Raw genomic sequence first — 12331 nt, 5'->3', positions numbered from 1 at the left:
CAACCTCAGTGTTGGCGGGCAATTCTCAGAATTTGCTCAGAGAGGGCGCGTTTGTCGGGCTTGCCGCTGGTGGCGAGGGGGACAGCGGGGACGATCGTGATCGTCCGGGGAACGCCGTCCTCGCCGAGCCGCGCGCGTACCAGCGCCCTCAGCTCGCCCCGGTCCGGGGTCCGGCCCGCGGCCGGGACGACGAACGCGTGCACGGCCTCGCCCGTGTCCTCGTCCGGGGCGCCCACCACGTACGCCTCGTCCACGCCGGGGTGATCGGTCAGCGCGCGCTCGATCGGGCCCGCGTACACCACCATGGCGTTGACCATGATCACGTCGCGGGAGCGGCCGGCCAGGTGGAGGAAGCCGTCCCCGTCCACGTGGCCGAGGTCGCGGGTGCGCAGCCAGCCGTCCTTCAGGGTCTCGCGGGTCTCCTCCTCGTCGCCCCAGTAACCCCGCATCAGGTACGGGCTGCGTACGTGGATCTCGCCCGTCACGCCCGGGGGCAGCTCGCGGTCGTGCTCGTCGCGCACGCTGATCTCGACCCCGGGATGCGGGCGGCCGACGGGCTCCAGCACGCCGGCGGCGATGTGGCCGGGGGTGAGCATGGCGATGTTGCCCGCCTCGGTCTGGCCGTAGCCCTGGTAGACGACCGGGCCCAGCTTCTCGACGGCCTCGGCCAGCCGCCGCGCGCTGATGGGCGACCCCGAGACCATCAGCGCCCGCAAGCTGCTCACATCCACCTTGTCCAGAAATTTCAGCATCTGGAAGAGCCGGGGCACGGTGATGATCGAGCCGGTGATCCGGTGGCGCTCGATCGCGTACGGGAACATCGGCCGCCCGTCGTTCTCCGGGATCACCGCCGTGCCGCCGCCGAGCAGGCACGGCGCCACGAACTCCATCACGACCATGCTGGCCAGCGTGCCGAACAGCAGGTACCGCTCGAAGGCCCCGGCGAGCCCGGCCGCGACGGGCGACCACACGCGCGGCTGCCACGCCCAGTGCTCGCCGAGCGCCCGGTACGTGATCGCGCACCCCTTCGGGCGGCCGGTGCTGCCGCTGGTGAAGGTCAGGGCCGCCACGTCGTCGGGGCGGGCGGTCACGGTCAGCGGCCGTCCGTCGTCGGGGTGCGCCAGCAGGTCGCCGGCGCCCGTACAGGGGCCCAGGGACAGCGTCGGCCGGCCGGGGAGGTGACGGGCCGCGGCGCGGCGCAGGTCGGGGGTCGCGGTCGCGGGATCCACGAGCAGGGCGTCGATCCCCATCCCCAGCACGTGGGCGAGCTGCCCCTCCGGATAGCCGGGCCGGATGCCGACGACCCGGCAGCCCAGCGTGTGCGCGGCCATGTGGGCGGCGAACGCCTCGGGCGTGACTGCCGTGCGCACCGCGACGGCCCGCCCAGGACCCAGGCCCGCGGCGCGCATCGCGCCCGCCAGCCGCCGGATCAACTCCAGCAGCTCGCCCCGGGAGAGGGTCCTGTCGCCGTGCTCGAAGGCCGGTCGATCCGGGGCATCGCGCAGCGCGTCGAGCAGAGGCTGCGGGAAGGGCATGTGCGCCTCCTCTGGGCTTTCATATTTCCGGATTTATCGCGACATTAGACGGCACAGATCAGAGACCCATCAGAGACGTGCAGGTGGTGAGCGCGACGTGAAAGTGATCGGCGCGGGCTTCGGGCGCACGGGCACGCGGTCGCTCAAGGCGGCCCTCGAGATCCTGGGCTTCGGCCCCTGCTACCACATGTCGATGGTCATCGCGGAGCCGTACCGCGTCCGGCAGTGGCTCGACGTCGGGGAGGGCCGCTCGCGCGACTGGGACACGCTGTTCACCGGCTTCCGGTCCGCGCTCGACTGGCCCGCCTCCGCGTACTGGCGCGAGCTGGCCGAGCACTACCCGGACGCCAAGGTCGTCCTGACCGTCCGCGACCCCGCCCGCTGGTACGACAGCGTCAGCGAGACCATCTTCCGCAGCGCCCTGGAGGAGCGCCGGCTCCCTCTGCGCCGCCGGGTGACCCGCTGGCTGGTGACCCGCCGCGCGCCGGACTTCGCCCTCTACCCGCGCATGGCCAGGGCGACCGTCATGGACCGCGTCTTCGGCGGCCGCATCGACGACCGCGACCACGTCCTCGACGTCTACGAACGGCACGCGGCCGAGGTGCGGGCGGCGATCCCGGCGGAGCGGCTGCTGGTGTTCGAGGTGCGGGACGGGTGGGAGCCGCTGTGCGCGTTCCTCGGCGTGCCCGTGCCGGAGATACCGTTCCCGCAGGTCAACGAGCGGGCCGCGTTCCGCGCGAAACGGCCGCGCCGGCTCCTTCAGCTGATCGTGCGCGGCCGCTGACGGCGCCCCGGCTCTCCCGCACGATCGGCCGGGTGTTCCCGAACGCCATCCAGGAAGATCGCGAATGCGTAGGGTGGCATGGCATGAACCTGGACCTTTCCGACTACCGCGCCAAACTGGCGTCCGCGTCCCCGGAACGTGCCTGGAAATCCCTGCGTGAGCTCGCGCTGCGCGGAGAGGGCGACGCGCTCGCGCTGGCCGCGGAGTTCGCGGAGATCGCCGAGCCGTCGTCCGAGAAGCTGCTCAGGCTGTGGCCCCAGGCGCTCGACCCCGACGCCTTCGCCGAGCACCTGCTCGCCCCCGCCTTCGACGACGAGGGCCGTACCGAGCTGGAGCTGCGCCGGCGTGACTCGCTCACCGGGCTGCGCCACCTGACGATCCTGCGGACGCTGGTCCTCGACCACTGCAAGAGCCTCACCGACCTCTCCGAGCTCGCCGCGCTGACCGAGCTGCGCGAGCTCAAGCTGGACGGCTGCGCGGCCGTCAGCGACCTGCGGCCGCTCGCCGGGCTCATCGGCCTTGAGGTGCTCGAGGTCACCAGCTCCCCCGCGGTGTCCGACGTCTCCCCGCTGCTCGGCCTGCGCAACCTGCGCCGTCTCAGCCTGCGCAGCAGCGGGGTGACCAGTGTCGAGGGGTTCGGCGAGGCGTTCCCGTACCTGGACTGGCTCGGTCTCGACAACTGCCGGTTCATCGAGGACATCCGGCCGCTGTCCGGGCTGCGACAGCTGACCGAACTGGACGTGAGCCGTACCAAGATCACAAGCATCGACGGCCTGTACGGCCTCGACTCCGTGACCGATCTGCACATGCACTGCGCCCGCCTGACCAGTCTCGACGGCATCGCCGCCATGCCCGCGCTCGAACGGGCGTATCTCAGCGGCTGCACGAAGCTGAAGAGCCTCGACGGCCTCGGCCACCACCCCCGCCTGACGAACCTCGGCCTGCCCAGCGCGCCGCTCCCCGACCTGCGCCCGCTGTCGCGGCTGCCCGCCCTGGCCGGGATCACCGTCGAGAGCTTCACCAAGCTCACCTCGCTCGACGGGCTCGAAGGGCACCCGTCGGTCAGCGAGGTGTACCTGGCCTACACCGACCTCATGACGGACTTCTCCGCGCTCGCGCGCATGCCCGCCCTGCGCACCCTGACCCTCCAGGGGCTGGACCACCTCTCCGACCTCAGCCCGTTCGCGGGGCTGCTGAACCTGGAGGAGCTCTACGTCGCCTGCACCGGCCGCCTGACCACCCTGGACGGGCTCGAGCGCCTGCTCTCCCTGCGCGCCCTGCACCTCTACGACTGCGGCTCGCTGAGCGACCTGGGAGAGGCCGGCGGCTTCCCGTCGCTCAAGGAGGTCACCGTGAGCCGCTGCCCGGCCCTGCCGCCCGACCTCCTGTCCGACCTGCGCGCCCGTGGCCTGCTCAGCGACTGACCTCCCCGGCCGACCTCAGCGGCCGACCTCGGCGGCGGCTCGGGCCGACGTGGTGATGAGCTCGTCGGCGACCCAGCGCGCGACGCCGGCGGGGTAGGGCGCCGACAGTCCGAGGACGATGTGCCGGAAGCCGGCGTCGAGCGCCTCGCCGATCGCGTCCCGGGTGATGTCGGGCTGGTCGTAGGAGACCGGCAGGTGGATCGATCGGATGATCGAGGCGGGGTCGCGGCCGAGCTCGGTGCAGTAGCGGTCCAGCAGCCGGCTGCGGCGGACGACGTCGTCGATGTCGCCGCCGGGGATGTTCCACAGGTCGGCGTGCTCGGCGGCCACGCGCAGCGTCGGGCCCGAGCGTCCGCCGATGAGGATGGGCGGGTGAGGGCGCTGGACGGGTTTGGGGTTGCAGAACGCCCCGGTGAGCCGGACGTAGGTGCCGTGGAAGTCGAACGGTTCGTCCTCGGTCCACAGCCGCCGGATCACCGTGCACGCCTCGGCGAGGCTCCCCACGGCGTGCGCGGCGTCGTGGAAGGGCAGGCCGTGTGCGTCGTACTCGCGCCGGGCCGAGGGCCAGCTGGGCCGCGAGCCGGCGCCGATGCCGAAGTCGAGCCGTCCGCCGGAGACGATGTCGACGGTCGCGGCGATCTTGGCCAGTAGCGCGGGCGGCCGGAAGCGGTTGCTGGTCACGAGCAGGCCGAGGCGCAGCCGCCGGGTCTGCGCGGCGAGGGCCGAGAGCAGGGTCCAGCCTTCGTACGTCGTCCCGTCGGGGTCGCCGAAGATGGGCAGGAGATGATCGAACAGCCATGCGTGCTCGATCTCCGGAATCGTGTCCGCCTCGCGCCAGACCCGCAGGACGTCCTGGTAGTCGACCTGCGACGGGGCGGTCATGATCCCGAAGCGGGGCCGGGAGGTGTGCAACATCGGGCCGCTGATCCTTTCGGTCGGTCAATCGGAACACGGTTCAGCGCGGCGCTTCCTGACCGCGCCATACTTGGTGACCAGAGCTCTGCTCTGGCATCATGAGCAATCGGAACCTAGTTCCGATTACGATAAGGAACGCGGTTCCGTTTTGGCAAGCTCGGCAGTGGAGGAAGCGGCACGGTGAACGAGGGCGGCACGGGGCGGGCAGCCCCGCGCAAGCGGGCCGACGCCCGGCGCAACGAGAGGACGCTGCTCGACGCCGCCGCGGCGGTCTTCGTGACCTCGGGCGTCGAAGCGCCGGTGCGCGACGTCGCGGCCAGGGCGGGAGTCGGGGTGGCCACGATCTACCGCCACTTCCCGACGCGGGCGGACCTCATCATCGCCGTCTACCGGCACCAGGTCGAGGCCTGCGCCGAGGCCGCTCCGACCCTGCTGGCGAGCGGCGCGACCCCGCACGCCGCGCTGGGGCGATGGATCAACCTGTTCGTCGACTTCCTGGTCACCAAGCACGGGCTGGCCGCCGTGCTGCGGTCGGACGACGCCGGCTTCGACACGCTGCACGCCTATTTCCTCGACCGGCTCGTGCCCGCGTGCGCCCAGCTCCTCGAAGCCGCGGCCGCCGCCGGCGAGATCCGCTCCGACGTGGACGCCTACGAGCTCATGCGCGGCGTCGGCAACCTCTGCATCGGCGCCGACAACGATCCCCGCTACGACGCACGCCGGCTGGTCGAGCTCCTCATCGCAGGGCTGCGCCTGCCGCACCGCTAGGGTCGGCGAGGTCGCGGATCAGCGTTCCGGATGCCGGACGAGCCGGTCTTCCGTCCCCCGAAGTGAACAAACTGATTCACACGCTCCCCGCGGCGATAGAGGATCGTGGACATGGCGAAGGACTACCGGTACGCCGACGCCGTTCGGCTCCTGGGCGGCGCCGATCCGGCGGTCGAGAAGATCGACCTGCTGCTCAGCATCGGCACGCTCGGGCTCTGGGACGTGATCGACGCCAAACAGCAGTTCGTGCAGGTGGGCAACACCCTCCTCGGCCGGTGGCGCGAGTGGCGCACCGGCCGCGAATGGCACAGCCGTACCGAACGGATGGAGGCCGCGCACACGATCCTGGTCATCACGGCGTTCTTCGAGGCGGTTGACTCCATCGATCTGCCGTTCAGCTCGCAGGACCTGCGGATGAGCAAGGAGGAGCAGGCGAAGCTGGCCGGGCATCCGGGCATCGACCTGTCGCGTGGCCTCCCCCGTCCTTCGCCGTACCTTCCTTTCGAACAGGCCAAGCGAGCCGTCCTCGAGTTCTACGAGACGTACGGTCATCGCCTGCGGTCGTTCGTCATGAGGCTGAAGGTCTGGGATGGGCTCGGTCCGGCCGAGCGGGAGAAGGTCGTCGCCCAACTCGAGCGGAAGCTGCCGGAGACGGCCGTCCGGCACTACGAGGACCGGTACCGGAGGCTGGCGCTCGACGTCCCCGAATTCGCGCTGTGGGCGGGGATGATCGAGCATCAGGCGACGAGAGCAGGCCTGGCGGAGCTCGAGCACTTGCTGTCCCTGGTCACCTCGGGCGCCGCCCTCCCGGCCCAGCTGACCGCCCTGAGCAGGCTGCACCGCGCGGCGTTGAAGGAACCGCTGGCGGCGACGAGGGGACAGGACGAGACGGCCGCCGCCGTGCGACTGCCGACCGTCGAGGAGGCCTATGTGACGCCTCGCTTCCGTACGAGCGAGGTGCGCCACCCCACCGACCCCAGCCTCGAAGCGTGGTGGGACGACCTGGAGGTCCGCGATGACCTGCCGCGGTTCCTCGCCGGCTTTCTCACCCGGTCGACGGCGAGCGAGGTGCCGTTCGTCATCCTCGGCCAACCCGGCGCGGGCAAGTCCCTGCTGACCAAGGTCCTGGCCGCCCGGCTGCCTGAGGGACGGTACCTGCCGGTCCGGGTGCCGTTGCGGGACGTGGCGGCGAACGCCGACATCCAGGAGCAGATCGAGCAGGCCGTCTACCGGCTCAGCGGTGAGCGGCTGGAGTGGCCCGCTCTGGCCAGGAGCGCCGAGGGCGTCCTGCCCGTGGTCCTGCTCGACGGCTTCGACGAGCTGCTGCAGGCGACGGGGGTGCGCCAGTCCGACTACCTCGAGAAGGTGGCCCGGTTCCAGCGGCGCGAGGCCGATGCCGGTCGGGCGGTCGCGGTCGTCATCACCTCGCGTACGGCCGTCGCGGATCGGGCCGCATTCGTCCCCGGCACCGTGGTCGCCAGGCTCGAACCGTTCAACGAGGCGCAGATCGACCGCTGGCTGACCGCCTGGAACGCCAGGAACGACGCCTATTTCGTCCGACAGAGGATCAGGCCGCTCGCTCTGGACGTCGCGCTCGCCCAGCGAGCCCTGGCGGAGCAACCGCTGCTCCTGCTGATGCTCGCGCTGTATGACGCCGACGGGAACGCGCTGAGCAAGGACGCGGCGGAGTTCCGGCAGACGGAGCTCTACGAACGGCTGATGCGCAGATTCGTGGAGCGGGAGCTGGAGAAGGCCTATCCCGAGGACCAGATACCGTTCCTGCTCGAACGCGAGATGCTGCACCTGTCGTACGTCGCGTTCGCGATGTTGAACCGAGGCCGCCAGTGGGTGACCACGGCCGAACTGGACCACGATCTGTCGGGACTGGAGTTTCCCGCGCAGGTACGCACCGTCACCTTCGCCACTCCGCTCACGGCCGGCGAACTCGCCATCGCGAAGTTCTTCTTCGTCCATCGCGCGCAGGCCACCCGCGACCACGACGTGGTGCAGACCTACGAGTTCCTGCACGCGACCTTCGGCGAGTATCTCACCGCCCGGCTCATCACCACGCTGCTGGGCGACCTGGCCGTCAAGCAGTCGGGCCTGGTGGTGACCGAGGTCGACGACGGGCTGCTGCAGGCCCTGCTGTCATGGTCGGCGCTGTCGTCCCGTACCACCGTCGTCTCCTTCCTGCGGGAGCTGGCCGAGGCGAAGGGCGCGGAGAGCCTCTGGGGCGAGCTCGTCATGTGGCTGAGCCGCCGGTTGGACACGCGGTTGAGCGTGCCGTACCCGAACTACCGCCCGCGCACGGCCGGCCTTCCGCAGCGCCACGCCTACTACTCCGCCAACCTGCTGGTGATCGCGCTGGCCTGCCTGGCGGTCCTCAGGGCCGGCGCGTTGCTCCCGGGGCACGAGGACCCGCTCACCGAGTGGCGACGCCACACCCTGCTGTGGCGCTCGCAGTGCGCGGCCGGCGAATGGGCGAGCCTGATCAACCTGGTGCAGGCGGACATCGTCGCGCTCCAGAACGGCGAATGGGACGGCGAATGGGACATCGAGCTGCGGCTCGACCTGAACGGCTCGACGCCGCAGCCGATCTCCGGCGACTGGGTGGAGAACGAGCCACCCGGCGACCACTCCATCTGGCACGGCGCCTTCCCCCCACCTCGGACACCGTCCGCCGAGGCGATGCTCGACGTACCGCCGCTGGTGGCGGAGCCGGCCGACAGGGCGAGCCTGCTGGACCGGGTCGCCGAGGTGTGCGAGGCCCGGTACGAACACGCCCAGATCCGCACGGTGCCGGCTCACCCCCCGTACCTGCTGATGACCGTCCCCGAGGACGGGTTCGTCCGCCAGTACCTCATCGGCGCTCACCTGGGCCGGGTCACCGAACCCGACGTGGAGGCGTTCCTGCGGCATGTGCACGCCGCCGTGCCAGGCCCGGGATCCGAACTGGTCTACCAGGGGCCCGCGCCGGCCACGGCGGTGCGCGACTACGCCACGCGCAGAGGGCTCAGGCTGCGCAGCTTCATCGAATTCCAGGGCCTGCTCGACCTGTCGGACTACGTGGCCGAGCAGACCAGGCGGCTGCGCTCCGACCGGCGCTACCCGCCCGACCTGTACGTACCCCAGCGGTTCAGGGAGCTGGACCGTCCCCAGCCGGGCGTCCAGGAGGACCTGGCCGAGGAGCTGATGCGGCTGCTGGCCGCCGACCACGGACGGTTCATGCTGGTGCTGGGCGACTTCGGCCGGGGCAAGACGTTCGCCCTTCGCGAGCTGGCCCGGCGCATCCCGGCCGAGCTGCCGCACCTGACGCCGGTCTTCATCGAGCTGCGCTTCCTGGAAAAGGCCCAGTCGATGGACTCCCTGGTGGCGGCGCACCTCGCCGCGCACCACGAGCGGTTCATCGATCTCAAGGCGTTCCACTACATGCTGCGCCAGGGGCGGATCGTGCTGCTCTTCGACGGCTTCGACGAGCTGGTGACGCGGGTCACCTACGACCGGGCGGCCGACCACCTGACCACGCTGCTCGCCGCGGCCCAGGACAAGGCCAAGATCGTGGTCACCAGCCGTACGCAGCACTTCAGGTCACACCATCAGGTCCTCACCGCGCTGGGCGAGATGGTGGGCATGCTGCCGCAGCGCCGGGTGCTGACCGTGGAGGATTTCACCCCCGCGCAGGTGCGGGCGTACCTGCTCAACAGGTACGGCGACGAGCAGGCCGCCGACGACCGGTTCGCGCTGATCGGCGGCATCTCGGATCTGCTGGGCCTGGCCCAGAACCCGCGCATGCTCAGCTTCGTCGCCGACCTGCCCGGCGAGCGGCTGCGCACGGTGGCCACGACGGGCGGCGCGATCAGCGCGGCAGGGCTGTACGAGGAGATCCTGACCTCGTGGCTGGCCTTCGAGGAGCGGCGGGCCGGGGTGCCGGGCTCGGCGGCGGTGCTGAGCACCGAGGAGCTGTGGCAGGCGGTGACGGCGCTGGCGCTGCGGCTGTGGGAGTCCGGGAAGTCGCTGCTGGATCTGGACGAGCTGACCGAGATCGGTGAGACGCTGACCGGGCTGGCCGACGGGCGGATGTCGGCCGCACAGGCGGCGCACGCGGTGGGGTCGGGCAGCCTGCTGGTGCGGACCGAGGAGGGGATGTTCGGGTTCATCCATTCCTCGGTGATGGAGTGGCTGATCGCCCGGCATGTCGCCCTGGGCGATCCCGCGCCGCTGCCGCGCCGGCACTTGTCGACGCTGACCGTGGACTTCCTGTGTGACCTGGCGGACGTACGGTGGCTGCGGTCGTGGGTGACGGAGACGCTGGCCGACGCGGACGCCGACGACGTCTCGCGGGCCAACGCGATGAAGATCGCCGGCCGGCTGCGGCTGCCCGCCGGCCCCGATCTACGGGGGGCCCGGCTGACCGGCGAGGACCTGTCGTACCGGGACCTCTCCGGCGTCGACCTGAGCGGGGCGGACCTCACCGACGCCCGGCTCGTGGGGACCAACCTGGCGCGGGCGGTGCTGCGGGACGCCCGGCTCGTGGGTGCGCGGCTGGACGAGGCCGTACTGACCGGGGCCGACCTGCGTGGAGCGGACCTGACCCGGGCCAGGCTGGCCCGGGCCGACCTGCGCGACATCGCGACCGAGGGCAGCCGCTGGGACCACGCGGCACTGATCGCCGTGACCCTCTCACCGGCGCTGGCCGACGACCCCGCCCTGCGCGGCGCCGCGATCGCGCCGGGCCGGCCGGTGTCCGTCGAGGTGGCGCCCGCGCTGCTCGGCGTGCCGTACGGCCATCGCCACGAGAGCGGCCACCTGCCCGAGCCGATCGCCTACCACCCCGACGGCAACACCCTGGCCGTGGGCAGCGACGACGGCGGCGTGCTCATCTGCGACTCCGCCACCGGCTTGCCGCTGCGCACCCTGTACGGGCACCGGGGGCGCGTCCACAAGACCGCGTACGCCCCCGGCACGCTGGTCACCGGCGCCGACGACGGCACGATCTGCCTGTGGGACCCCGCCACAGGCGAGTGCCTGCACGTGCTCACCGGGCACCCGGAAGGCGTCTGGCCGGTGGTGCTCAGCCCATCCGGTGAGCGGGTGATGGCCGGCGGCGCCGACGGGGTGGTGCGCGTGTGGTCGGTGCGCACAGGGGAAACGGTGGCGACCTTCCCCGGCCAATCCTCCCCGCTCCACACCGCCGCGTTCGCCGGCGACCTGCTGGCGACCGGCGACGCCACCGGCACGATCAGGGTCTGGGAGCCGGGCACCGGCCGGGTGCGGCACGAGCTCGCCGGCCACGGCGGCGCGGTGCATCGCCTGGCGCCCAGCCCGGACGGCCGCCTGCTGGCAGCCGGGTACGCCACGGGCCTGATCCGCCTGTGGGACCCGCACGAAGGCTCGCTCGTACGGGAGCTCCCCGGCCACGCGGGCCCGGTCCGCACGCTGTCCTTCGACCTCACCGGACGGCTGCTGGCCTCAGGAGACACCACGGGCGCGGTACGGCTGTGGGACGTGGCCGACGGCACTCCTCGCGGAGCCCTGCCGGGTCACGACACCGCTGTCCACCAGGTGCTGTTCAGCCCCGACGGGCACGTGCTGGCCAGCGGGGACGCACGCGGGGTGGTGCGGCTCCAGCGGCTCGACGGTGAGCGGGTGGAACTGACGGGGCACCATACCTCGGTGTGGCCGTTCGCCTTCCGGCCCGACGGCCGGCAGCTCGCCACCAGCGGCAACGACGGCACGGTGCGCCTGTGGGACGCGCTCACCGGCCGGAGCCGGCGCATCCTGCGCGGGCACGGGCGGCGGATCTCCACAGTACGGTTCAGCGCCGACGGCTCGATGCTGGCGACCGGCGGCAACGACGGCGTCGTACGCGTGTGGGAGCCGTGGACCGGGCGGCAGCTGCGGCAGTTCACCGGCACCTCCGACCGGCTCGTCTCCGCGGCGTTCTCCCCCGCCGGTCCGCTGCTGGCCACCGCCACCGACGACGGCGGCGTGCACTTCTGGAACGCCGCCACGGGTGAGCACGAGCGCGAGCTCAACGCCGACACCGACCAGGTGTGGACCGAGGCGTTCAGCCCTGACGGAAGCATGCTGGCCATCGCCGACGACGAGGACAGCGTCAGGATCTGGCACCACCCGACCGGGCGGCTGGCGGCCGAGCTGACGAACCACCGCGGGCGGGTGCGCGCCATCGCGTTCAGCCCCGACGGGCGGCTCGTCACCACCGGCTGCGACGACCGCCTCGTACGGCTGTGGGACGCCGAGACCGGCACGCTGCGGGTCCGGCTGACCGGCCACGACGACCGCGTCTACGCGGTGGCCTTCCACCCGTCGGGCGACCGGCTGGCCAGTGCCGGCCACGACGGCACGGCCCGCGTCTGGGACGTGGCCACCGGGGAGTGCCTCAACGTGCTCCGGGAGGGGACCGGCCGGTTGTGGGCGGCCGCTTTCAGCCCCGACGGGTCGTTGCTCGCCACAGCCGGCGACGACCTCGCCGTACACCTTTGGGATCCTGAGACAGGCCGCCGGCTGCACACCCTGACCGGGCACACCCGGCGCGTGGTCTCGGTGGCCTTCGCGCCGTCGGGCGATCTCCTGGCCAGCGCCGGGGACGACGGCGGCGTCATCCTGTGGGACGTCGGTCCCGGCACGGCCCCCGCGCGGCGTGCCACCCTGCTCGGCCTGCCGAACGGCTGGGTCGCGCTGACGCCCGACGGGCGTTACAAGCAGATGGGCGAGGTGGCCGGGCAGTTCTGGTTCGTCGTGGGCATGCGCCGGCTCGAGCCTGGCGAGCTCGACCTGTACCTGCCGTCGGTCCGTCAGGTCCCGCTGGACCACCCTCTCTGGGAAACTCCCGGCACATGAGGCGTCGTTCGGCGGGCTGCAGAAGCGACCTGTCACACCCGCAC

At 71.9% G+C, this 12331-nt stretch carries 6 protein-coding genes; 4 read left to right on the top strand and 2 right to left on the bottom strand.

Annotated elements, in window-relative coordinates:
- Positions 1 to 5: 5 nt before the first annotated feature.
- Entirely contained in the window at positions 6 to 1535 is a 1530-nt protein-coding gene (locus ABZX61_RS25965) for an AMP-binding protein (RefSeq protein WP_355198379.1), read from the bottom strand.
- A 97-nt stretch (positions 1536 to 1632) separates the two neighbouring features.
- Here ABZX61_RS25965 and ABZX61_RS25960 point away from each other — a divergent pair, with 97 nt between their 5' ends.
- Positions 1633 to 2319 carry a sulfotransferase family protein gene (locus tag ABZX61_RS25960; protein WP_355198377.1) on the top strand — a complete coding sequence of 229 codons (687 nt, stop codon included), beginning with the start codon at positions 1633 to 1635 and terminating at the stop codon, positions 2317 to 2319.
- Between the two features lie 83 nt (positions 2320 to 2402).
- Entirely contained in the window at positions 2403 to 3743 is a 1341-nt protein-coding gene (locus tag ABZX61_RS25955; RefSeq protein ID WP_355198375.1) for a hypothetical protein, read from the top strand.
- A gap of 15 nt (positions 3744 to 3758) precedes the next feature.
- On the opposite strand, the gene ABZX61_RS25950 is transcribed toward ABZX61_RS25955, so the two are convergent.
- On the bottom strand, positions 3759 to 4658 hold the full coding sequence (locus ABZX61_RS25950) for an LLM class flavin-dependent oxidoreductase (protein ID WP_355198373.1): 900 nt from the start codon (positions 4656 to 4658) through the stop codon (positions 3759 to 3761).
- A 180-nt stretch (positions 4659 to 4838) separates the two neighbouring features.
- Between ABZX61_RS25950 and ABZX61_RS25945 the strand changes: the two genes are divergently transcribed.
- Both ABZX61_RS25945 and ABZX61_RS25940 read left to right on the top strand, forming a co-directional pair.
- A complete protein-coding gene (locus ABZX61_RS25945) occupies positions 4839 to 5426 on the top strand; it encodes a helix-turn-helix domain-containing protein (RefSeq protein ID WP_350727120.1) in 588 nt (195 codons plus the stop codon).
- 111 nt (positions 5427 to 5537) lie between these two features.
- Positions 5538 to 12287: an NACHT domain-containing protein gene (locus ABZX61_RS25940; protein WP_355198371.1), complete on the top strand. Its 6750-nt coding sequence runs from the start codon at positions 5538 to 5540 to the stop codon at positions 12285 to 12287.
- Positions 12288 to 12331 lie beyond the last annotated feature (44 nt).

Origin of the sequence: Nonomuraea sp. NPDC003709 (assembly GCF_040610775.1) — a bacterium.
Classification (GTDB): Bacteria; Actinomycetota; Actinomycetes; order Streptosporangiales; family Streptosporangiaceae; genus Nonomuraea; species Nonomuraea angiospora_A.
This window is presented reverse-complemented; position numbering and strand designations above follow the sequence as displayed.

Bases quoted from the DNA above. Each gene is read 5' to 3' on its own strand.
- ABZX61_RS25940 (WP_355198371.1), top strand. From the start codon at position 5,538: ATGGCGAAGGACTACCGGTACGCCGACGCCGTTCGGCTCCTGGGCGGC.
- ABZX61_RS25955 (WP_355198375.1), top strand. From the start codon at position 2,403: ATGAACCTGGACCTTTCCGACTACCGCGCCAAACTGGCGTCCGCGTCC.
- ABZX61_RS25950 (WP_355198373.1), bottom strand. From the start codon at position 4,658: ATGTTGCACACCTCCCGGCCCCGCTTCGGGATCATGACCGCCCCGTCG.
- ABZX61_RS25965 (WP_355198379.1), bottom strand. From the start codon at position 1,535: ATGCCCTTCCCGCAGCCTCTGCTCGACGCGCTGCGCGATGCCCCGGAT.